Consider the following 21,936-nt stretch of genomic DNA (forward strand, 5'->3'; position numbering starts at 1 on the left):
CAGCTATGAATGTAACGCTTTTCTAACTCCAGTTGCGGCCGTCCGCTCCGTTAACACTGATTGATAAATAGAAACTAGCTGCTGGTAATTGCGCTCTGGAGAGTAACGGGTATCGTATGACTTCCGAGCATTTTGCCCAAGTGTTGCGGCCAACTCAGCGTCAGTGCATAACCGCAGGGCTTGTGTAATTAAACTATCGGCATTACCCGCTTCAAAATGCAGGCCGTTGGTTTCATGTTGAATCAATTCGCCCAGTCCGCCCAGTCTCGAAGCTATTACGGGGGTACCCGCGGCAAATGCTTCCAATACTACCAGTGGCATTCCTTCATACCACGTTGAGGCTACAACCAAGGCGCGGGCGTGCTGGAGTGCTAGTGCCACCGTTGCACGCGTACTGAAACCAGTATATGTGATAAACGAACATCGGGCAGCCCGCTCCTCCACTTCAGCGCGCAGAGGGCCCTCGCCAATTATATGCAAAGGAAATTTACCCTTTTCAGCTGCATCCAATAAAACAAGAATCCCTTTTTCCGGAGTCAATCGACCAATAAACAACAGTTGCGCTGACCGTTGTGCCGGACCAATTCCACAATCAGGCACTGAATTTACTTTCACAACTACTTGCTCAGGCCGCAGCTTAAGGGAAGAATTAACAATAATATTTCGGGCAAAATCGGTAAGGACCAAATATCTATCAACCTTCTCACGCCAGGTACCCAGCAGCTTATGCACACCGGTCATAACTGCGACCGAAGCAGTCTGCATGCGAGAGTTTCGATAGACACCCCGTTTGATTGCGTCCCAGGGAAACAGCTGATGTACACTTTTCTCATAAATCTGCCCGTCGGTATACAATATCGCGCTAGGGCAAATCAGACGATAATTGTGCAAGGTCATCACAACGGGGACACCAGCGGCGGCGGCGGCGTAGAGCAAAGAAGGCGACCCAACCGGGAAGAAATTATGTAGATGAATGATATCGGGTCGGAAATCCTCTATTGTTTTCTTCAACAATCGAGCACTGCTCGGATTATATAGACTTCGGGCACCAGTAAGCAGTTTGTCCCACGCAGACTGAATATTATCATTGTCAAACTCTAAGGTATCGACAGGGTGGCCGTGAGCCCTTAGTAGTTCTAGCTCTGCCCTAAAAACCACATCCTCACCGCCTGCTTGCTGATAGCGATTATGAAGCAAAAGAATTCGCATACCTTATCAATTGCGGGCACGATACACCGATTGTACTGGGCGTCCTACTAAATATTTATCAATTCCCTCATCCAAAGCCCGGCGATAAATCCCTAGGGCCCCATGCACGCGCTCAATGGTAGTATCTACTACGGCTGGGGTATGGGAATAGCTGATTACAAAGGAGGGCAGCAGCAATCCGCGACGCAATGTTTCCTGTAAAAAGAGGGTGCGAAAAGCCTGTGAAGGCTGTCCCTGTGCATCACGTGAACCATAAAAAAGGCAGCTGCTTTGCCCAAAAATGGGAACGTTGTCCTCTAAATTATAATCTCGCACGGCGGCCAGTAAACCTTGTCGCAACCGCTCACCTTGTTCGTTTAGATGCGCTATTACTGGCTCCTGCCGATATATCTGCATGACTGCGCGTGCTGCTGCTAGTGAATGTGATTCGGCACCATACGTTGTAGAAAGCAGGAATACCCGATCCCGGTCCTTCTGACGCAGACCACCTAATTCCATCAACTCACGCCGGCCAGTCAAAGCGGCAATCGAAAAACCATTGCCGAGTGCTTTGCCGAAAGCGCTCAGATCAGGGCGCACCCCATGTACTCCTTGTCCGCCGCTAATATGGGAGCGAAAACCCGCCACTATTTCGTCGAATATCAGGATTACTCCATTTTGGGTGCAGAGGTCACGAACGGCTTGCAGATAGCCCGGAAGCGGCGGCACATCGCGCTCCACCTCCATTATAGCGGCCGCAATATTATTAGGATGAGCCGCAAATAAGGCCTCTAGGGAAGCGATATCATTGTAGCGAAAGTGCAGGGACTGTTCGCGTACAGCTTTTGGAATACCCGCACTAACGGCTGTGGTACCGATAAACCAGTCATCGACTGAGAAAAATGGGTGGTCAGCACACACGGCTATCAGATCGCGACCTGTATAAGCGCGGGCCAGCTTAACGGCAGCACTGGTAGCATCGGACCCGTTCTTGGTAAACTTAACCATGTCGCCAGCTTGCGTCAGGTCCAGAAATTCCTCTGCGGTTGCCAGCTCAAGGGTGGCCGGCCGGCCAAAGTTGATTCCCCGCGTCATCTCGGCCTGAGCCGCACTGACCACCGGAGCAAATGCATGTCCCAGCGTGACGGAGCGCAGCCCCATGCCGTATTCGATAAATTCGTTGCCGTCTACATCCCAGACTCGACAGCCCGCGCCCCGCTCAATGTACGGCGCCATGTGTTCCGGAAATTGATCATCTCCCTTCGCATACGTGTGACTACCACCAGGAATTACCGCGTGAAAGCGCTCCTGTAGAGCTTTAGAAGCAGCAAAGCTCGGCTCGGCGTGGCTAGTGCCTACAGCTATTGTGTTTGGCTTGGCGGATGAATTCATAGCAGATGATACTTAGCAACAAGCAAATGATTTTGATAGACTTACCTGACTGCTCTATGCAGCGTGGGCGAGTAAGCCACAGGCCAATAAAGCGGCAGCAGCTTTCTCTATCAGTCCGTAGGATAAGCCAGATTGCTCCGCTATAGCAAGCAGAGAATGTTCTTCGTCGGAAAGGTTGAGCACCCAAAGTAATGCCATCTGCCAATCGGCTCCTTCCGTACCACCGCCGACACCTTTGTAAAGCCCGCGACGGCCCAATTGAGGCTCGCCATACGGACTTAGGTTACAGTATCGTTTATTGGTTTCGAGCACGTTGCACACTTGACTGAATATGTCGATGGCTTGACTCAGGTGCTCGGGACGCACAAAATCGAGGTTATCGGCGGAGGTGTGATACTCGGCAAACTCCCCAAAAGGTGTGCGTGAAAGACAACCGACAGGTAAATTAAAACCTGGTGAGCAATATTGCCGCTCATCGTAGCCATAGGGCGAAAAGGCGCGTATCTCGTGCGGTAAACGCGAATCGCGCAACACTATAGCCACGGCCCGATCAACATCGGCAGCACCGCGGCGCGATTTCTTGTAGGTAAAATTGCCAGGGCCACCTAACAGCGTGGCAACCAATCCATGCTGAATGTGCTGGACGGTTTCAGTATTTCGGCTCAGCCACGTAATGGAGCCAATAGTGCCAGGGATGAATACAAACCGATAAGAATACTGGCGCGACTGCTCCGCTAAGTGCCGCGCCAAGAACGTAGCCACCGCAATACCCGAGAGGTTATCATTAGCGAGCGACGGATGACAGCAATGGCAGGAGATTAGCACTTCCTCCTCGCTGCTACCAGGCAGTAATAGCTCCCCATAGGTTAAGGCACCCGCAGAGTCTAGCGTGCTATCAATACATACCTCATAACGACCGTTCGAAAGAGCTAGACGTGCCTGGTGAGCCAGACAAAAACCCCAATTGGGTTGATAATACGAGGTGCGATACGGGATAAGGTCGGGCTGGTCGGGCAGCGAGAACAGATGCTCGTCCAGTTCAGCGCGCGTAAACCAACCGTGCACGGGCGTACTGTAATTGAGCACATGCAGGTTATGCTGCTGAAAATCAATAACCCGCTCCCCTTGCTCATTCTTTACCCAGGCATCTCGGATGTTCCATTCGGCCGGAACCGTCCAATCGAGTGCGGGCGTACCGCTAGGCACTTCATGAATTACCAGTTCGGGCAGATACTCACGCAGAATACCCAATGTTTCCCGCACACCATTGCCGGTGATACTGCGGCAGATAGGAAACAACCGCTCCATCAATCCAAACGGCGTTCTTGGCTGCTCAGCGCTTTCTACAACGGTTGAGGGAGCCTGGGGGGCTTTTTTGGATAGTGGAGAAGTCATGCGCAGAAACAGCAAATGTGAGTTGAACGCTACCTTAAGTCGGAAGCTCCTTACAGAGAAGCTGGGGGCTTTTTTCAACTTCTATTACTCCTATCTCCCCAGCCTCTCTGCTGCCATTAGGTACCTTAATCGTAAACCTTGACCTCGGGAATGGGCACTACAAATTTGCCCCCCCAGCTACGAACCTCCGCCATTTGTTCCATAATTTCTTCCCGCAGATTCCAGGGCAGAATCAGTACATAGTCAGGCTTGGTTTGCTTGATATGATTGGGGTGGAGAATAGGAATACGCGTACCGGGAAGGAAATTACCCTGTTTGTGGGGGCTCAAATCGACCGTATATTCCATGAAATCGGTACGAATGCCGCAGTAGTTGAGCAGCGTATTGCCCTTGCCGGGCGCGCCGTAGCCGGCTACTTTCTTGCCCTCACGAGCGGCCTCAATTAGAAAATCCAGAAGCTTGCGTTTGGTTTCCTTTGTCTTCTCCTCAAAAGCTGCATACAAAGCCAAATCAAGGATGCCGGCTTCTACTTCGCGTTCCCGAAGCTCAGCCACCCGCTCCGTTACCGGTTGGGCCTCGTTAGCGGTGTGACGGGCAAAAATGCGTAGCGATCCACCATGGGTTGGCACCTCCTCCACATCAAATAACGTAAGGCCATGATGGGCGAAAATGCGCTCTACCGTATTAAACGACAGGTAAGAGAAGTGCTCGTGATAAATCGTGTCAAACTGATTCCCCTCGATCAGGCGTAGTAAGTGCGGAAACTCCATGGTAATAACGCCTTCGGGCTTAAGTAGCACCTGCATTCCTCCCACAAAGTCATTGATATCAGGCACGTGAGCCAACACGTTGTTCCCTAGCAGCAAATCGGCCTGCCCCACCGTTGTGGCGATGTGCTGTGCCGTATCGCGCCCGAAAAAGCGCACCATTGTGTTAATGCCTTTTGCCTGAGCATATTCAGCTACGTTAGCAGCGGGCTCCACTCCTAGTACTGGGACGCCTTTTTCCACGAAATACTGGAGCAGATACCCATCATTGCTGGCAATTTCCACTACCAAGCTACTGGAATCAAGAGCAAACCGCTCCGCAGCCATATCGGTGTAACGCTGCGCATGACGCAGCCACGATACTGAATAAGAAGAGAAGTAAGCGTAATCGTTGAAAACCTCTGTGGGGCTCACAAACTCATCAAGCTGTACCAAGAAGCAGTCATTGCACACGCGGGCATGCAAGGGGTAAAAGGGCTCAGCCATATTGAATTCAGATGGCCGCACGTGGTTCTGACACAGAGGCGATGTGCCCAAATTGACAAACGTGTGGGTGAGCGGCGTACCACAGAAACGACACGGACTAGCGGGCGGCGGTGCGAATTCGGGGTGAGCGTCTTCAACTGCGTTATTAGGCGTGGACAAGGCAGAAGCAGTGGATGATGGAGTAGATATTCCCATAAGGCGGGGCAAAAAAATTCGTTTAGGATCTAAAAAAGTAACTCAGCGACACAGATTCTATTTCAATTGCAGTTTAATGGTCGACCTATAACGGTGGGTAAAGCCTATCAGCATTACCCTTCCAATTTACAGCTTGACCGCCATCTGAATATCCGGATGATTACGATCTTTCTCAGAAAGCAGCACAGGTTCAAAAGGCCATTCAATCCCAATAGCCGGATCGTTCCAGCGTAAAGCCCGCTCAGCGCCAGGTGTGTATTTGGCCGATATCTGATACGAAACGTCCGTGTTGTCTTGCAGTGTGATGAAGCCGTGCGCAAAATACTCGGGCACAAATAGCATGCGGAAGTTATCGGCGGTCAGCTCCACTCCTACCCACTGCCCATACGTAGGCGACTGCTCACGCATATCCACAATCACATCATAAATGCCCCCCTTTGTGCAGCGCACAAGTTTGCTCTCGCCGTGGGGGGCAATTTGATAATGCATACCCCGCAAAGTGCCGCGCTTGGGGTTTGATGATATGCTCGACTGTAGAGGCGGCTGATGAATACCATGAGCGGCAAACTTATCCTCACACCACGTACGAGCAAAAAAACCTCGCTCATCCGATAACCGCTCTATATCGATGATAAAAGCGCCGGCTAGCTTAGTTTCGGTAAAGATCATTACTTATGCGAATGAAAGCCTTCAACAAAAATGGCGTTGTGAGGCCTTGGTAATAAAAAGCTTAAACGTTCGCAGACTCAGTAACAACGGCTGTATCAGCCCATTCCAAATCGGCAGTTAGCTGACCGCTTTCACGCAGGGCAGCAAGCACTTGTAGTCGCATGAGTTGTGACGAGCGGAAGCTGGTATCGTGGAAGCCCATGCTCATCAACCCATCCCGCAGTTCCGCTATGGTATCGGATAGAGTACGTTGAGGCTGGTGCTGGGGGGCTAATTGTCGAAACAGGCTAAAGTCGACGCGATACGACCGCTTATCCGGCGGTGCAGCAGCGTTCAGGCTAACAGCAGTACCGGGAATGGCAGCCGCTACTGCCTCTGCTAACTCACGTACCTGATAGTTCCACTGATCAGAACCCGCGTTTACAGCCAGAAAATCGCCCCCATTGTCCGCTTCCCTACTAATGGCCCATTCAATAGCCCGCGCCATATCCTGCACATGAATAAGTGGACGCCAAGGTGTGCCATCACTCAAAATATTGATCTCCCCCGCAGCTACCGCACCAGCCACAAAGTCATTGACGACCAAGTCTAATCGCAACCGATCGCTCCACCCGCAGGCAGTGGCGAAGCGCAGGCAGGTAATACAAAAATTATCATCAGCCAAGGGCGCCAACTCTTGCTCGCTTAGCACTTTAGAGCGTGCATAAGCGGTGAGTGGGTTCAGGGTAGATGTCTCTGTTTTGGCTCCTTCGCCGCCAGCGCCATACATACTACAGCTGCTGGCAAAAACAAACGCACGCACACCAGCTTCCTTAGCCCGTTGCGCCAGCCCAATCCCCGCCTGATAGTTTACAGCTAGGGTTACCTCCTCATAAGCTGAGCCCATTGGGTCGTTGGAAATCGCCGCCAGATGCACGATGGCATCAACACCTTGAAGTAACTCTGTGGGCAAGTCGCGCACGTCACCAAAATGTTGCCGGTCAAGCCGCGATTCAGGCAAGCGGCCTGCGCCGGTAAGACAATGAGCAAAAAAACCCATGTCAAACCCAATCAGCTCAGCCGCAGGAAACTCCCGACGCAGGTGGCGCACGACGCCGGGCCCTACGTAGCCCATATTACCAGTAATGAGAATGCGTTGCGGTTTCATATATCAAGTTAGAAATTGAGCATTATCCAGTAGCTCTGCGCTTGGTACTCAATAACTTATTTAATTAACAAAGGAGGCTGACCTACATAGTGCTCATGCCCTGAAGTACTGGCAACATGACTGGTAGCAGACTGATCATTCCATACTTTCCACTTCGCTTTACCAGCGGCCCACATTTCCTCCAGCAAGTTACGGTCGCGCAGGGTATCCATAGGTTGCCAAAAGCCGGTATGACGGTAGGCGACCAATTGATTATCTGCTGCCAACTGCTCCAGGGGGCCTTTTTCCCACACCGTTGCATCGGTTTCGATGTAATCCAATACTTGTGGCTCTAGGACAAAAAATCCTCCGTTAATCCACGGCGATTCTCCACCCTCGGGCTTTTCAGTAAAGTTTGAAATCAGGCTACTATCCTCCGTAAGGTTGAAGACGCCAAAACGGCCGGGTGGGCGTACAGCCGTGAGCGTAGCCAAGGCACCCTGCTGCCGATGATAAGCAATGGATTCACGAACATTCACGTCACTCACGCCATCACCGTACGTAAGGCAAAAAGTGTTGCCGTCCAGATAATCGCGTACTCGGCGCAAACGCCCCCCAGTCATGGTTTCCTCGCCTGTATCGACCAAAGTCACAGTCCAAGGCTCAGCGCGGTTGCGGTGCACAGTCATCTCGTTGCGGTCCAAACGAAATGTTACGTCGGCATTGTGCAGGAAATAGTCGGCGAAATACTGTTTAATCAGATGGCCTTTATAGCCACAGCACACCACAAAATCAGTGATACCATGGTGGGCATATATCTTCATGATATGCCACAGAATTGGCTTGCCGCCCACTTCCACCATTGGCTTCGGTCGGACGCCGCTTTCCTCGCTGATACGAGTACCATAGCCACCTGCTAGTATAACTGCTTGCATGAGAAATAAAGTAAGAGAAAGAGATAGATAAGAAATTAGCAAATATTACTCCATCACGAAATGACCTCGCTAATTTACTTACTCATGCTTTATATAATTATAATTAATAATACAATACTTGTATTTTAATCTATTCCAGTATGAATGGCATCTCCTAACGCTTCAGTTGTGAAGTGAATACTTCTCTTAGGAAACGGTCTTCAAGTTATTTCCAGTCCGAAATATGGTCCGCTGCGCCATCAAGTATAGAAAGTGTGAATTGGTAATTAAATAGCGACGCCACAGTCGTTTTGGCTCTAGCCACAGCCGATAAGCCCACTCCAGCCATAGCTTACGCGCCCACGTTGGCAAGCGCTGCTCTAGGCCCGCATACACTGGGAAAGCTTGTCCTACTCCCAGCATACAGGCACGAATTTGTCCTTGGTGATTAGCCATCCAGCGTTCCTGGCGTGGGCAGCCTAACGCCACAAAAACTAGATCAGGGTCGGCGGCGTTGATGGCGGCTACTTCGGCAGCATCTTCTTCAGGACTAAGTGGGCGAAAGGGTGGCGAATGTGTGCCCGCTATTCGTAGGGTAGGCAGTTCACGCCGGGCACGGGCGACCATAGTAGCCAATACCTCTTCGGTAGTGCCATAAAAATAAACGGACTGGTTGCGTTGAGCTGCCTCAGCAAGTAAAGCAGGTAGCAGATCCATGCCTGCTACGCGTTCCTGCTGTTGACCATGAAACCAGCCCACGGCTGCAGCCACGGGGCTGCCATCGGGGGATACAATGGCGGCACCATCCAATATTTTACGAAAGCTGGGATCGTTGTGGGCTTCTACCAACATATGTACGTTGGCAAAGCAGACGTAAGCAGACGAACGCGCAGCACCGAGTTGCAGGATCGTATCAATAAAGTCAGTCCGGTTGCCCGTCGAGATACGAGTATCCAAGACAAGTTGGCGTGGTAGAGCGGAAAGTGGCAATGGGTAATTTGTGATTAGTAAGAAACTATGCTCGGCGGGAGCTAAAATCAGAAATTATAAGAAAAGGCCCCTGTCACAGTTCTCGACGATAGTCGTACGAACGGGGCAGGGGCCTTTACGCAAAGTGATAGTAGTTGGATACACGGGCCAAATTTGCCCCCCAGCGATAGTTTAGTATGCGTTCTTCTCGCCGCGAACCATATTCCAAACTGTCTGGAAGATGATCTTCATGTCCAAGCCAAATGACCAGTTCTGCACATACTTCAGATCATACTCGACACGCTTCTCCATGGTACCAGCCTCGCGGGTTTCGCCACGGTAGCCATTTACTTGGGCGTAACCCGTGATGCCTGGGGTAACAGCATGACGCATCTGATATGTACGGATGTGCTTAGAGTATTCTTCCAGTTGCGAGAGCATGTTGGGGCGAGGACCTACCACCGACATCTGGCCCATCAGTACGTTGAAGAATTGAGGTAACTCATCAAGATTATACTTGCGCAGGTACTTTCCAATGCGAGTGATCCGCATATCGTTTTTTGTAGCCTGCAACTCCGTTTGGCCATGGTTAGCTTGCATCGTGCGAAGCTTGTAGCAAGGAAACAGTTGGTTACGCTTGCCGGGACGCAGTTGCTTGAAGAAGATCGGGCCGGGAGAATCGAGTTTGATCAACAACCCTAAAATTCCCATCACTACCGGAAACACAGTGACGATAACTGTCAAGGAGAAGAATATGTCAAACAGACGCTTCATTGCCTGATTAGTACGCATTCCCAGAGGCTCATTCCGAATAGTGAGAATGGGCATGTGATCGTAGAAGTACACATTCACATCTTGGCGAACAGTACCACTAAAGTCGGGCACGATACGGAAGGAAAGGAAATGGTCGTCGGCGAAGCGCGACAGGTCCTCAATAAGATCACGCTGATCAAGCGGCATTGCAAAGTAGATTTCATCTACCTGCGTTTTAGAGCAAAACTCCTTTAGGTCTGCAATAGAGCCTTTTACGAGTGATTGAAGATGATCAGCAACCTTCTCATCAGTGAAGAAGCCCAAGAACTTGTTGCTTGGATCGTGTGACTCAAGAAAGCGCTGTAATTCCTGACCGCTATTGCCTGTACCTACAATAATGAAGTGGGTATGAGCCCGAGCAATGTGCGTGCAGTATAAACGGTAGCCAAAAGCCAGCAGAAAACGACCAAGCGCTACACCTACAACTGATAGAGAGTAAACTAATACAATGTAGCGAACCATCAGCCACTCCGTATCGAACAGCATTGCGCCGGCCAGTACAAGGCTGGCATGAATCAGGAAGGTACGAATCAGATACAGGAGCTTCTCGGGATAGGTAATCAGCCGGTCTATGCGGTATATGTTAGCATACTCCTTCGACAGAATCCACCACAATAATCCGAAAATAGCGAAGAAGAAAGGGTAATAGCTGGTGAATTCCCAGCTATCTAATATAAAAAAGCCAGTTAGACGGAAAGCGCCAAAGATGATGAGCACGTCCACCACGGGCAAGATGATGCGCGATGCATCAGTGTAGTGTTTGTAGCGTTCCATGAGTTAGTACAAGTAGGCAGTAGGCAATGAGGAAGTGGTGTTTGATGGTCTTGTACGCATGCAAAGTAAAAGCATTCTGTAGTTAAAACAATATTTTTTATAACTTTTTACCGTAAAAAGATAATATTTTGTTAATACAACAATAATATTCCGTTATCCAACTTTAGTAAATCCAGTAAAAAGCACATATTTCTATATTATTTAGTGATTTTATGTCCTTTTACTCACAACTCTCTATAAGGTTTCATATAATTTCTGTCAAAATTGATACCACCCAGGCTTTTAAGCCTGAATCTTAGTAAGACAAGCGCTAACGAGAAAGACAGTCAAAAAATCCACCCAAGCTCAACAGACACCAATTTTTATCGCAAACACCTCATTCATAGCCACTATCAACATATTAAATATACAATATTAATAGCCAAGTAGATAGTGAAATCATAGGTTAAAATAATTTTTGATAGCCTCGAAATAGTGTAGAAAAAGCTTAAAATATTTTCTTTTCGTTCAGTTAACCGCCAGAATGGGTAGTCTGACACAAGCCCCTAAGAACTATTACTTCACTGCAATCCACTCTCTGCCTCTAGTGAGCGGACTTTATGCAACACTAACTTCTCGATTGGGCTGATAGAAATGCCTTTGATGTCAGTGAGCAGAGGTTAGGTGCTATTTTGATGTTATAAACAGAAAAAAGCCCCCCAGAATGCTTGTTTGCTGATTTATCATTCTTGTAAAGTCTGATATAATGCTTCACTAAAGTGTCTTAGCTGGATTGTCACTGAAACTTACCGTCAAGCTTAAATTGGTTATTATGGCAAACTCTGAATTACGCGGCCTAGTAGACAACGAAAAACGGCGTGCGGCGGCGCAAGCCCTACACTGGGTGAGCGATGGTATGTTGGTGGGACTAGGCAGTGGTAGCACGGCTGCTTACTTCATTCAACTGCTTGGCGAAGCGCTTCAAGCAGGAAAGCTTCGAGTGCAGGCAACGGCTACCTCGCTGGCCAGTGAGACATTGGCTCGGAGTGTAGGCGTTCCGTTGTTAGCGCCCCGGCGCGGGTTGCGCTTTGACCTGACCGTAGATGGAGCCGACGAAATTGACCCGCAACTCACTCTTATAAAAGGAGGTGGCGGTGCCTTGCTGCGCGAAAAGGTGCTGGCAACAGCATCAGATTATCTGTTGATTATTGCTGACTCCTCGAAGCTGGTGCCGCAACTGGGCCAGTTTCCGCTGCCCTTGGAAGTGGTACCTTTTGCGCTGCCTTGGGTACTGGATGCCGTAGCGCAGCTCGGAGGCGAGCCAACAGTGCGGGTAGACAAGAAAAAAGCCCCCCAACCTGCTCTTTCCGACCAAGGCAACTTATTGGTGGATTGTCATTTCCGCTCTATACCCGACCCGACGGAGCTTGCACTTCAACTGCAAGCCATTCCAGGTGTTGTAGAACACGGCTTATTTCTGGGTTTGGCACGTGCAGCTATTGTCGCTCAAGAGGAAAAGCTGCTTGTGCTGCGGCCCGGAGTTGCGCCGGCTGATGCAGTCGACTTTACAAAATTGCCTTGACCTGAGTTGGTTCTATTTCTGACCATTCGGTAGTGCGGCAGCGGCAGCATCTAAAAACCACTGTAGCTCGCCGGAAGCAGCAGTAATAAGTTGGGCCGGAAACTCCTCTACATTGCGTTCGGCGGTTAAGACGCGTTGCACGGCAGCGGCTTTATCAGCCCCATACACCAGAAAAGCAATAGCTTGAGCCTGATTGATAAGTGGCGCGGTAAGCGTTATCCGGTAAGCTTTCTTCTCTTCCACAAACACTTCCTTCGCCCCCACCCCGGTTTCATGCAGTACCGGAGTATGCGGGAACAAGGACGCGGTGTGCGAATTATCTCCCAGGCCCAATAGAACCAAGTCAAAGCGCGCTTGCTTTTGGCCGAAGTAGTCCTCAATGGTCTGAGTGTACTGCTGAGCCGCCTCTGCGGGAGCAAGCGCGGTATCAATAGCAAAAACCTGGGAGGATGCGATCTGCAAGGGGTCAAAAAGGGCCTTTTTGGCGAGCAGGTAATTGCTTTCCGGATCGGTGTGGGGCACGTAGCGCTCATCACCGAAGAAGAAATCGACTTTTTCCCAAGCTACTCGGCTCCGGTACGATGATGAGGCTAGAAGCTCGTAGAATTTCTTGGGAGAATTGCCCCCCGATAACGCCACGGAGAAGCGGCCGTGCTTCGATATAGCCTGATTGGCCAACTCCACAAAGTAGTCAGCCAGGCCAGTGAGTACCTCAGTGGGTGTGGCATAAATGTGCAGGCGGGGGGCTTTATTCATTGCCATTAAGCGGGAGCGTAAACCAATGGAATCCGTCGCGGGCGATGAGCGCCTCCGCCACTTCCGGCCCCACGAGTCGGCCGAATAGTTGGGGAAGCTCTGGCTGGCCCTGCCCTGCCACGAGTTCAGGATAGGCATGAGCAAATCCCAGGCGGCTTCTACTTGGTCGCCGCGCATAAATAAGGTCTGGTCGCCCAGCATCGTATCCAGCAGCAAGGTTTCGTAGGCTTCCGGCGCCTGACTGGTGTAGGTTCCTTTGTAGTCGAACACCATATCTACGGTATTGAGCATCATGTCGAGACCGGGGCGCTTGGCCTGAACTTGTAATCGGATGCTCATTTCAGGCTGAATACTGATAACCAGCCGATTTTGCTGCCAGCTTTCGGCGGTTTCAGGCGGAAAAACAAAGTGCGGAACGTCTCTGAACTGAATGGTAATGCTGGATGCTGAGCGGTGCATACGCTTGCCGGTGCGCACATAAAAGGGAACATCTTGCCAGCGCCAATTATCCACGAAGAACTTCACCGCGGCAAAGGTTTCGGTATTAGACTTTGGGTTAGCACCGGGCTCTTCCCGATAGCCGGGCACTTGTTCGCCCTGCATCCAGCCCGCCCCATACTGTCCGCGCACCGCCGATTCGCGAATGTCTTCTGGCGTAAACCGTCGCATCGCTCGCAGCACATCCACTTTGCGGTTGCGCACTTCATCGGCGGTAAAGTTGACGGGCGGCTCCATGGCTACTAAGCACAGCAGTTGCAGCAGATGGTTCTGAATCATGTCGCGCATGGCACCGGCGCCGTCGTAGTAGCCGCTGCGCTCGCCCACACCTAGCTGCTCGGTTACGGAAATCTGCACGTGCTCGATGTAGTTGCGATTCCAAAGAGGCTCAAACAGGGCATTAGCAAAGCGGAAAGCCATAATATTCTGCACGGTTTCCTTGCCCAGATAATGGTCAATCCGGTAGATCTGGCGCTCGTCAAAAATATCGGACAACAGCTTGTTCAGCTCCCGCGACGATTCCAGATCGTGGCCAAAGGGCTTTTCGATAACAATGCGCGTGCAGGTGGTATCGGAGGCGAGCTTGCTCTTGGCTAGATTGGAGGCGATAGTCGGGAAGAACTCGGGTGCCACGGCCAGGTAGTAAATCACGTTGGGCTGCACACTCCACTCCTTCTTGTACTCGTCGATGCGCTGGCCAAACTTTTTATAGGTAGCCGCATCCTTCACATCAGCCGCCTGATAAACGATATGCTGAGCAAACTCCTTCCACTTATCTTTATCGGCCTTACCACTGCGCGAAAACTGGTTGATGTCGTCCAGTAGCTTCGTGCGAAACTCCTCATCCGTTAAGGGCGTGCGGCCACTGCCGATAATGGCAAAGTGCTGGGGCAGCCAGCCATCCAGATATAGATGATAAAGCGCTGGCGTCAGTTTGCGGGCATTCAAATCTCCGGTGCCGCCGAAGATGACGAAGATAGTGGGCTGAGTTTCTTTGCTGGAGCTCATGCGTAGGATGTAGCGAATAGGTTGATGAATGGCCGCAGCCTACTTGTTTGGAATGACTGGTTCCTCGGTTTTCTTTTCCGGGTCTTCCTGCACCGACTGTTTGTTGGCCGCGTCCTCATGCACTGGCGTCCACTGCGTATGGAACACGCCTTCGTGCCCAATCAGCTCGTAGGTGTGGGCGCCGAAATAATCGCGCTGGGCCTGAATCAGATTGGAGGGCAGGCGGGCGCTACGGAACGATTCGAAGTAGCTGAGCGAAGCGGCATAAGCCGGCAAAGAAATGCCCCCCGCCACTGCTGCCGCTACTATTTCGCGGGTGCCAGGCACTGCTTGGTTTACTACAGTAGCTACCTGCGCATCAAGCAGCAGATGTTCTAACGCTGGGTTTTGCTGATACGCGTTGAATATGTCATTCAGAAAGCTGGAGCGAATGATACAGCCCCCACGCCATATCCTGGCAATGTCAGCCAGCTGCAGTCCGTAGTCGTAGGCAGTAGAGGCCTTGGCCAGCAAATGCATGCCTTGGGCATACGTAACGACCATGCTGAAGTAAAACGCCTGCTCCAAGTTGCTAAGAAAAGCCCCCCGATCGATGGCTACTGATGTAGTTGGTGCCGGATTGCTGTATAAAGTAGCCAGCTGTTCGCGCAGACCTTTGTATTTGGATAAGTTGCGCATGGCAACGGCCGTGTCAATGGTCGGGATGGGAACTTCCAGCTCCATGGCTACCTGCGAGGTCCACATACCCGTGCCTTTGGAGCGCGCTTCGTCCTTAATATCGTCGAGTAGCAGATGATCGGTGTGAGGCGCGCGGAAGACAAAGATATCTTTGGTAATATCCAACAGAAAGGACTGCAACCGACCCGCATTCCACTGCGCGAACACCTGACCAATAGCCTCGTTGTCGAGGCCTGCGCCTCGTTTCATCACCTCGTAGGTTTCGGCGATTAGCTGCATCAACCCGTACTCGATACCGTTGTGCACCATCTTCACGAAGTGACCGGCAGCGCCGGGTCCGATGTACGTCACGCAGGGCTCATCATTCACGCGGGCCGCAATGGCTTCAAACATGGGCTGCATTACTTGGTAAGCCTGTTTATCGCCGCCGGGCATCATGCTAGGGCCAAAGCGGGCCCCCTCTTCGCCACCCGAAATACCCATGCCGAAGAAGTGGAATCCAGCCTCTTTCAGGAAAGCCGCGCGGCGCGTGGTGTCCGAGAAATGGGAGTTTCCGCCATCGATGATAATGTCGCCGGGCGCCAGCAGGGGCCGCAGCTCTTCAATGACGCTGTCCACGATTTTGCCGGCCGGCACCAACAACATAATGGAGCGAGGCGTCTGGATGCTTTCGATAAACTGCGTCAGATCGGTAAAGCCCTGCACGGGCTTGCCCGCGCCTTCCTCGGCCAGCAGCGTTATTTTACTGGCGTCTTTATCGTAGCCCGCCACGCCAAAGTTGTGGTCAGCGAGGTTCAGGAGTAGGTTGCGGCCCATGGTACCGAGGCCAATCATTCCAAACGAAAACTTAGTCGGCGTTGCGCTCATTATCTGTGCTTTTGGTGGTTAAGCTTGTCCTGCAGGCAGGTAAGTATAAGCGAAAGAAAGATTACTCGTAGCAGAAGCGCACCTCAGCCCTAGGGTTGGAGATGCTATTCCACAGGAAGCAAACGGTACTTAGTGTCGAGCCGTTGTGACCAATCAGCAATTACTTGATTAGTCCCAAATCAATACCAGCGTCCCCGTGATGATAAGTGCAGCCCCTACTCCCGTTTGCCAGGTTAGCTTTTCGCCCAGAAACACGATAGAAAGCACGATTGCCAAGGCCACACTCAGCTTATCGACGGGCGCAACCTGCGACACCTTGCCCAGCTGCAAAGCCCGAAAATAGAAGATCCAGGAAAGACCCGTGGCCACCCCCGACAGCCCTAAAAACAACCAATTGGTGCGCGTAAGGGAATGCAACTGCCCCAGGCTGCCCCGCGCCACTACAATACCCCAGGCCAGCACCAACACAACCACCGTGCGCACGGCAGTAGCCAGATTAGAGTCGACTCCCTTGATTCCAACTTTGGCCAGCACGGCAGTAAGTGCCGCAAAAAGAGCGGACAGCAGGGCAAACATCCACCACATAGCAGCACCCGAACAGAATAACAAATCGTAAAACCTTCTTCTACGCGGACCCGCGCTGTCGGGTCACATCAAATTTGCCCCCCAGCTTTCTCTAAAGAATTCGTACGCAGCAAATGCCCTTCTATATGGCACTCAACGCGCGGAGTCAGGAGCGGCTTTCCAGCACCTGCGTACGAATGGCTTGCAGTTTCGGGCCGTCCAAGGGTTTATTTATCACGCTGGCCACCAGACTGTATTCTTCTGCTTTCAGCTTGTCGGAGGGAGCCAGAGACGAGGTAAGAATATAGATGGAGCACCGCCCGGCCAGTTGAGCTTCTAGGGGTCTCAAGGCATCCAAAAAGTCCCAGCCGTTCATGATTGGCATATTCAGATCCAGAAAAACGACGTCTGGTACCTGGTTCGGCAGCGCATTCTGAAGGTAGTCGAGTGCTTCCTGGGGCAACTGAAAAGAGGTGATAGTATCGGTGAAGTTTTCTCGCTGCAATATTCTGGTGGTGAGAAATATGCTGATATAATCATCGTCGATTAGGACTGTATGCATAGCTACTTTAAGGCAAGTATAAAAAGAACTGCGTACCAGTTTCCACTTGGCTCTCAACCGCAATAGTGCCCCCCATCGACTCGACGTGGGCTTTCACTAGGTACAAGCCCATGCCACGGCCCGCGGGCGTGGGATGAAAACGCTTGTAGAGCTTAAATACGTCGGCGCCCGCTTTCGCCTGATCGAAGCCCGAACCGTTGTCGGCAAAGGTGAGTTGGGCACCTCCTTCGGGATGTGGGCTGCCGGTAATAGTAACCACGAGCGCACGCTGCTGCGAGCGATATCGAATGGAATTAGAAAGCAGATTTAGAAAAATGCTGTAGATATAGGCTCGGTTGCCGTGCGTGTGCAAATCCTCCGAAAAATCGCGAATAATTTGCCCCCCAGCCTGCTGCAGCGGCTCATTCATCTCCTGCAGCACCAAGTCCAGCACATCGGCAAGGCGTGTGGGCGCGGGCACATCGGCCACGTCCTGCTTGTCGCGCACGGTAAGAATGGTGTTCATATCCTGCAGCACCACATCGAGCTGCACGAGGCTGGTTTGCAAATGACTCAGCAGCGTGGCCTGGTCCGGATCGGGGGCCATCAGAAGCTGTGATAAGCCCATAGCATTAGCCAAAGGCCCCCGCAGATTATGCGAAACGATGTACGTAAACTGTTGCAGATCCTGGTTTTGCCGGTGCAGATCCTGAGCTAGCTTTTCCTGGCTGGCTTGGGCTTCATGGCGCAGCGTAATGTCCGAGAAATACACGGACAATCCTTCTTCCGAAGGGAAAGCCTTGACTTCCAGCCACAGCTGCAGAGCAGCGTAATAGGCCTCAAAATGTACGGCTCGCCCCATTTCGAAGGCCTGATGATAGTGCTGGTAAAACTCGCCGCCAACCTCGTCTGGGAATAAGGCCCAGAGGTTTTTGCCCAGCGCCTGCTCACGGTCTACCTGCAGCAGGCGCTCTACTTCGCTATTTAGAAAAGTCAGGCGCCACTCCCGGTCAACTAGAAAAAGCGCGTCCGTGATGCTTTCAAAGATGGTGTTAAGCTTTCTGGCCTGCTGCTCAATCATTTGGTGAGACGCCGTTAAGTCCGTGATGTCGCGCGCAACCATGTGTACGCCTCTCACTACCCCATCCACCAGCAGCGGCACCTTCGAGACACTGAGCACTTTAGGCTCCGCACCCCTAAACTGTACCGCTACATCAAATTGTACCCGCGTACCCTGAAAAGCTTGGATCAGCTTCTCCCGGAACACAGGAATCAGCTCCGGCGGCAGAAAATCAGAAATGTCCTTACCCAGCACATCTGCTTTGGAGCAGTGCAAAAGCTGCAGAAAAGGCTCGTTTACATCCAGAATAACCCCATTTCGGTCCTGGAAAAGAATAAAGTCCAGATTGTTCTCAAATAGCGACCGAAACCTCTGTTCGCTATTTACAAACTGCGCACTCTCACTCATAGAGGATTTGTGGATGACGTGGGCCCCTCTATGCCAGAGCGAGGCCGTTTGAAGACACTATCAGTCTTTTCAAGCGCATGAGCAACATGAATGCAGAGTACGCGCCGGGACCAGTAGAAGTTCGATTGTGAGGGTTAGCCGGCAAGCCTTAGGCAACGGAAATGGCGCCAGGAAATTCTCCTTTCCATTTGCTTAAAAACTACTCTGGGGGGCAAAATCGTGCTTTATTCAGTCGCCTCAAACAAGTCGGGGCGTTTCGGTTGTATTGGCTTGAATTTCCAGTTAGATTTCCTGCCCTTAGCGTTGCTTACTTATCTATTTTGCTTACGCCCAACAGGCGCTTTTCTGCAAGCTTCTCATGCCTCTTTCTATTCACTCTCTTTACTACGAAAACGCGGTCGGCCGCCTCTCAGAACACGCCGATGCGTATGCCGTGGTGCAATACAAACCGGGCAAGCGCCAATTCAGCGATTTCAAAGCATTTCTTATCCACACAGGAAACCTCCTTACGCGTCGGGGCTGGACCCATGTATTGACTGACCAGCGGGCTATGTCGCCCTTCACGGAGGAGGAGCGCGCTTTGATAAACCAGGAATGGATTCATAACGAGCAACGCAAAATCATTGCGGCCATTCTATTGCCCAATGATGTTTTTGCCCGCTTATCTTCCACGCAGATTATGCACGACGCCCGAGAAGGCAGCCTGTTCTATCATGTCTTTCATGACGAAGTAGCCGCTGCCGCCTGGTTGCGCCAGACGCGCTGAGTTGAAACACTGACCCAAAGAGCGACCAAGCGGGAATAATATCTCAGACTTATAACCAGCGTCGTATGGCAGCTAATCATTTCCCGCCGCGTCTGCGCTACCCTCAGCCTTGGTTGGCCTACTGGGCTTTCTTTTTAGTCCTGATGCTGCGGGCCACCACAGCGCAGGCCCAAGCGCCAACTTGGCAAATGGCCATGGCCGTTAGTCAGGCCGCCAGTAGCATCACATCCGTCAGGGCATCCGCTACGGATGCAAACGGCAACGTGTTTTTGGTTGGCAATCTGTATGGCACCGCCACCTTCGGCGGCACTACTTTAACGAGTGCAGGCAACAACGACATCTTCGTAGCTAAGTGGAGTTCAGCTAGTAAAAGCTTCGTGTGGGCGCAGCGAGCTGGAGGAGCCGGATTCGGCAGCGACTACGCGACGGCAATTGCAGTGAGTGGCTCCAATATCTATATCGCCGGTGCGTTTCAGAGCCCGACGGTTGATTTTGGCAGCGTTACGCTCGCTAACTTCGATAACAGTACCAACACGGCCGATATAGTTGTGGCCAAGCTCGTTGATGCTGGCTCTAGCGGTAGTTTTGTGTGGGCGCAGCGGGCGGGTGGCGTGGGGGCCGATGAGGCTAAAACCTTAGCCATAAACGGCACGAGCATTTACGTGGGGGGCTTTTTTTCGAGTCCTACGGTCAGCTTCGGTAGTCTCAGCCTGACCCACGCGAATGCAGGCACCAAGGATATGTTCGTGGTGAAGCTGCGGGATGAAGGCAGCAGCAGCAGTTTCGTGTGGGCACAACAGGCAGGCGGCGGCGGCGAAGACATAGCCGAAGGCTTGGCGGTAAGCGGCCAGAGTGTGTATGCCGTTGGCTCTTACACCAGCGCGGTAGCCCAATTTGGTGGCACTAGCCTCACTAATACCGTCGCCAATACCAGCATCAGCGCCGATGGATTCGTGGTGAAAATTACCGATGCGGGCACTGCCGGCAGTTTCGCGTGGGCACTTCGCTGCGGTGGCGACCGGCTTGACTACGCCAACTCAATAGCCGCAAGCGGCACGAGCGTGTACGTGGGGGGCTTTTTTTCAAGCCCCACGGTCGGTTTCGGTAGCCTTAGCCTAACCAATGTGAGTGCCGGCACCTACGATATATTCGTGGCCAAAGTGACCGACGCCGGCTCAGCGGCCAGCTTTATTTGGGCCCAGCAAGCGGGTGGGATAAAAAACGAATATCCATCGTCATTAGCAGTGAATGGGCGCAACATATACATGGCGGGCTACTTTCTAAGTGCTACGGCCGCTTTCGGGAGCACCTCCGTTAATAATCTTGATAACAGTACCAACACGGCCGATATAGTTGTGGCCAAGCTCGTTGATGCTGGCCCTAGCGGCAGCTTTGTCTGGAGTCAGCAGGCCGGCGGCTCAGACAGCGATATTGGTTGGGGGCTAGCGGTTGACGCGCAGGGTATGAATGTATATGTGGTAGGCTCTGTCGTCGGAACCACAGCGAAGTTCGGCTCTCAACCTATTGCAGCGGCCGACAGCAGAAATCAGGTTGCTTATGTTGCCTCGTTGAGCGACAACACCATCCTAGGGTCAAGTTCTCCGGAGCAGCTTGCGGGCGTAAGCGTATACCCAAATCCGGCCCATAACACGGCGACCATTCGGCTACCACTAACACGCTACTCTGCTCGTGTGCGCTTTACTATTACCGATGGCCTAGGTAGAGTAGTACGAACCTGCCAGGCTGCCTCCCAAGCCAACAATCTAGATTACCCACTTGATCTAATGGATTTATCCCCAGGGCTCTATGCCTTACGGGTACAGGCAGGCGCCGAGTCTTCTGTCTTGCGTTTAGTTATCGATTAGGTAGCAAAATCATCGCGGAGCAATTGGCACATCACTCCACAGGAGCACGATCTGACTATCAGCCAAGTACAGGCCGGCTGACTCTCGCCTCAGCCACCGAACAAATTGCCCCCCACCGCGGCTAGCTTCGTTAAGCTAATGAGTGTCACTCGCTAAGTCAGCACTTTTCCTACCTTGTGCCCATGCACAAATCCATCTCGCTTGTAGTACTATCCGCCACTCTGGCGGGACTATACAGTTGCCAGCCTGGCCAACCCGTGACCTCTACCCCATCGCAGCAACCTGCCAATGCTAGTGCAGCAGCTTCCACCGAAGCGCAGGCCCGCGCTGCCGTTGCCCGCTTTGTAGAGCAGCAGCCCAATGCCGCCCTCTACCAGCTGGATTCGGCCCAGGCGCTTGAGGTTAATGACCACTGGCAAATATTAGTACCCCGCACCGACTGGGCCGGCCGCATGCCGAACAAAGCCGCCTTCGACGTAGACAAACAAACTGGCACTGTTAGTCCTCTTGCCGTGAAGTAGAGGTGGCGTTTGCCCCAATTAGAGTTTATAGGTGAAGTAATTGGCTGGTCAGAGGCTACTGCCGTTGCCTAACAACTGGCGGTCCGGCGGAAAGCGGCTGGCAGGTCACTACAGGACGGTACGCTCCCCATGAACCTGCTTCTTTGGGCTCTCTA

Annotated in this window: 18 protein-coding genes; 4 read left to right on the forward strand and 14 right to left on the reverse strand. The window is 51.9% G+C overall.

From position 1 onward, the window contains the following. Positions 1–3 precede the first annotated feature (3 nt). The 9 genes from EPD59_RS15215 to EPD59_RS15255 all read right to left on the reverse strand — a co-directional run bounded on the left by EPD59_RS15215 (position 4) and on the right by EPD59_RS15255 (position 10,688). Positions 4–1,209: a glycosyltransferase family 4 protein gene (locus EPD59_RS15215; RefSeq protein WP_133273528.1), complete on the reverse strand. Its 1,206-nt coding sequence runs from the start codon at positions 1,207–1,209 to the stop codon at positions 4–6. A gap of 6 nt (positions 1,210–1,215) precedes the next feature. After that, complete coding sequence (locus tag EPD59_RS15220) at positions 1,216–2,580, reverse strand: glutamate-1-semialdehyde 2,1-aminomutase (protein WP_133273529.1); 1,365 nt, start codon at positions 2,578–2,580, stop codon at positions 1,216–1,218. A gap of 54 nt (positions 2,581–2,634) precedes the next feature. Further along, the gene (locus tag EPD59_RS15225) at positions 2,635–3,975 is read right to left on the reverse strand and encodes a DUF4910 domain-containing protein (RefSeq protein WP_133273530.1); all 1,341 of its coding nucleotides are present in this window, start codon (positions 3,973–3,975) and stop codon (positions 2,635–2,637) included. 125 nt (positions 3,976–4,100) lie between these two features. Next, positions 4,101–5,423, reverse strand: a complete 1,323-nt coding sequence (locus EPD59_RS15230; RefSeq protein WP_133273531.1) for a class I SAM-dependent methyltransferase — start codon at positions 5,421–5,423, stop codon at positions 4,101–4,103. Positions 5,424–5,549: 126 nt separating this feature from the next. Next, positions 5,550–6,092, reverse strand: coding sequence for a dTDP-4-dehydrorhamnose 3,5-epimerase (gene rfbC, locus EPD59_RS15235; RefSeq protein WP_133273532.1), 543 nt, complete (start codon positions 6,090–6,092; stop codon positions 5,550–5,552). Between the two features lie 61 nt (positions 6,093–6,153). After that, positions 6,154–7,239, reverse strand: coding sequence for an NAD-dependent epimerase/dehydratase family protein (locus EPD59_RS15240; RefSeq protein ID WP_133273533.1), 1,086 nt, complete (start codon positions 7,237–7,239; stop codon positions 6,154–6,156). 56 nt (positions 7,240–7,295) lie between these two features. Then, the gene (gene rfbF / locus EPD59_RS15245; RefSeq protein ID WP_133273534.1) at positions 7,296–8,153 is read right to left on the reverse strand and encodes a glucose-1-phosphate cytidylyltransferase; all 858 of its coding nucleotides are present in this window, start codon (positions 8,151–8,153) and stop codon (positions 7,296–7,298) included. Between the two features lie 186 nt (positions 8,154–8,339). Then, positions 8,340–9,089, reverse strand: a complete 750-nt coding sequence (locus tag EPD59_RS15250) for a WecB/TagA/CpsF family glycosyltransferase (protein WP_240731442.1) — start codon at positions 9,087–9,089, stop codon at positions 8,340–8,342. 204 nt (positions 9,090–9,293) lie between these two features. Beyond that, positions 9,294–10,688, reverse strand: a complete 1,395-nt coding sequence (locus EPD59_RS15255) for an exopolysaccharide biosynthesis polyprenyl glycosylphosphotransferase (RefSeq protein ID WP_133273536.1) — start codon at positions 10,686–10,688, stop codon at positions 9,294–9,296. Between the two features lie 811 nt (positions 10,689–11,499). Between EPD59_RS15255 and rpiA the strand changes: the two genes are divergently transcribed. Then, positions 11,500–12,249 (forward strand): ribose-5-phosphate isomerase RpiA, encoded by a 750-nt coding sequence (rpiA, locus tag EPD59_RS15260; protein ID WP_133273537.1) that lies wholly within the window; start codon positions 11,500–11,502, stop codon positions 12,247–12,249. 12 nt (positions 12,250–12,261) lie between these two features. Here the strand turns inward: rpiA and zwf are convergent, their stop codons facing one another. From zwf to EPD59_RS15290, 5 genes are all read right to left on the reverse strand, one after another. Continuing rightward, complete coding sequence (zwf, locus tag EPD59_RS15270) at positions 12,262–14,511, reverse strand: glucose-6-phosphate dehydrogenase (RefSeq protein WP_317128382.1); 2,250 nt, start codon at positions 14,509–14,511, stop codon at positions 12,262–12,264. 39 nt (positions 14,512–14,550) lie between these two features. Then, positions 14,551–16,023 (reverse strand): NADP-dependent phosphogluconate dehydrogenase, encoded by a 1,473-nt coding sequence (gndA, locus tag EPD59_RS15275; RefSeq protein WP_205703424.1) that lies wholly within the window; start codon positions 16,021–16,023, stop codon positions 14,551–14,553. A gap of 201 nt (positions 16,024–16,224) precedes the next feature. Continuing rightward, positions 16,225–16,632, reverse strand: coding sequence for an EamA family transporter (locus tag EPD59_RS15280; RefSeq protein ID WP_262712902.1), 408 nt, complete (start codon positions 16,630–16,632; stop codon positions 16,225–16,227). A gap of 154 nt (positions 16,633–16,786) precedes the next feature. Continuing rightward, positions 16,787–17,182: a response regulator gene (locus EPD59_RS15285; RefSeq protein WP_133273540.1), complete on the reverse strand. Its 396-nt coding sequence runs from the start codon at positions 17,180–17,182 to the stop codon at positions 16,787–16,789. A 7-nt stretch (positions 17,183–17,189) separates the two neighbouring features. Next, the gene (locus tag EPD59_RS15290; RefSeq protein WP_133273541.1) at positions 17,190–18,629 is read right to left on the reverse strand and encodes a PAS domain-containing sensor histidine kinase; all 1,440 of its coding nucleotides are present in this window, start codon (positions 18,627–18,629) and stop codon (positions 17,190–17,192) included. A gap of 358 nt (positions 18,630–18,987) precedes the next feature. Between EPD59_RS15290 and EPD59_RS15295 the strand changes: the two genes are divergently transcribed. The 3 genes from EPD59_RS15295 (at position 18,988) to EPD59_RS15305 (ending at position 21,781) form a co-directional block, all read left to right on the forward strand. Beyond that, positions 18,988–19,395, forward strand: a complete 408-nt coding sequence (locus EPD59_RS15295) for a hypothetical protein (protein WP_133273542.1) — start codon at positions 18,988–18,990, stop codon at positions 19,393–19,395. Between the two features lie 65 nt (positions 19,396–19,460). After that, positions 19,461–21,260, forward strand: coding sequence for a T9SS type A sorting domain-containing protein (locus EPD59_RS15300; RefSeq protein ID WP_133273543.1), 1,800 nt, complete (start codon positions 19,461–19,463; stop codon positions 21,258–21,260). A 182-nt stretch (positions 21,261–21,442) separates the two neighbouring features. Then, the gene (locus EPD59_RS15305; protein ID WP_133273544.1) at positions 21,443–21,781 is read left to right on the forward strand and encodes a hypothetical protein; all 339 of its coding nucleotides are present in this window, start codon (positions 21,443–21,445) and stop codon (positions 21,779–21,781) included. The last annotated feature ends 155 nt before the right edge of the window (positions 21,782–21,936 follow it).

It is taken from the genome of Hymenobacter radiodurans, assembly GCF_004355185.1.
Taxonomy (GTDB): domain Bacteria; phylum Bacteroidota; class Bacteroidia; order Cytophagales; family Hymenobacteraceae; genus Hymenobacter; species Hymenobacter radiodurans.

Excerpts from the sequence above, each read along its gene's own strand:
- EPD59_RS15215 (WP_133273528.1), bottom strand. The coding sequence starts at position 1,209 with ATGCGAATTCTTTTGCTTCATAATCGCTATCAGCAAGCAGGCGGTGAG.
- EPD59_RS15220 (WP_133273529.1), bottom strand. The coding sequence starts at position 2,580 with ATGAATTCATCCGCCAAGCCAAACACAATAGCTGTAGGCACTAGCCAC.
- EPD59_RS15225 (WP_133273530.1), bottom strand. The coding sequence starts at position 3,975 with ATGACTTCTCCACTATCCAAAAAAGCCCCCCAGGCTCCCTCAACCGTT.
- EPD59_RS15230 (WP_133273531.1), bottom strand. The coding sequence starts at position 5,423 with ATGGGAATATCTACTCCATCATCCACTGCTTCTGCCTTGTCCACGCCT.
- rfbC (WP_133273532.1), bottom strand. The coding sequence starts at position 6,092 with ATGATCTTTACCGAAACTAAGCTAGCCGGCGCTTTTATCATCGATATA.
- EPD59_RS15240 (WP_133273533.1), bottom strand. The coding sequence starts at position 7,239 with ATGAAACCGCAACGCATTCTCATTACTGGTAATATGGGCTACGTAGGG.
- rfbF (WP_133273534.1), bottom strand. The coding sequence starts at position 8,153 with ATGCAAGCAGTTATACTAGCAGGTGGCTATGGTACTCGTATCAGCGAG.
- EPD59_RS15255 (WP_133273536.1), bottom strand. The coding sequence starts at position 10,688 with ATGGAACGCTACAAACACTACACTGATGCATCGCGCATCATCTTGCCC.
- rpiA (WP_133273537.1), top strand. The coding sequence starts at position 11,500 with ATGGCAAACTCTGAATTACGCGGCCTAGTAGACAACGAAAAACGGCGT.
- zwf (WP_317128382.1), bottom strand. The coding sequence starts at position 14,511 with ATGAGCTCCAGCAAAGAAACTCAGCCCACTATCTTCGTCATCTTCGGC.
- gndA (WP_205703424.1), bottom strand. The coding sequence starts at position 16,023 with ATGATTGGCCTCGGTACCATGGGCCGCAACCTACTCCTGAACCTCGCT.
- EPD59_RS15280 (WP_262712902.1), bottom strand. The coding sequence starts at position 16,632 with ATGTTTGCCCTGCTGTCCGCTCTTTTTGCGGCACTTACTGCCGTGCTG.
- EPD59_RS15285 (WP_133273540.1), bottom strand. The coding sequence starts at position 17,182 with ATGCATACAGTCCTAATCGACGATGATTATATCAGCATATTTCTCACC.
- EPD59_RS15290 (WP_133273541.1), bottom strand. The coding sequence starts at position 18,629 with ATGAGTGAGAGTGCGCAGTTTGTAAATAGCGAACAGAGGTTTCGGTCG.
- EPD59_RS15295 (WP_133273542.1), top strand. The coding sequence starts at position 18,988 with ATGCCTCTTTCTATTCACTCTCTTTACTACGAAAACGCGGTCGGCCGC.
- EPD59_RS15300 (WP_133273543.1), top strand. The coding sequence starts at position 19,461 with ATGGCAGCTAATCATTTCCCGCCGCGTCTGCGCTACCCTCAGCCTTGG.
- EPD59_RS15305 (WP_133273544.1), top strand. The coding sequence starts at position 21,443 with ATGCACAAATCCATCTCGCTTGTAGTACTATCCGCCACTCTGGCGGGA.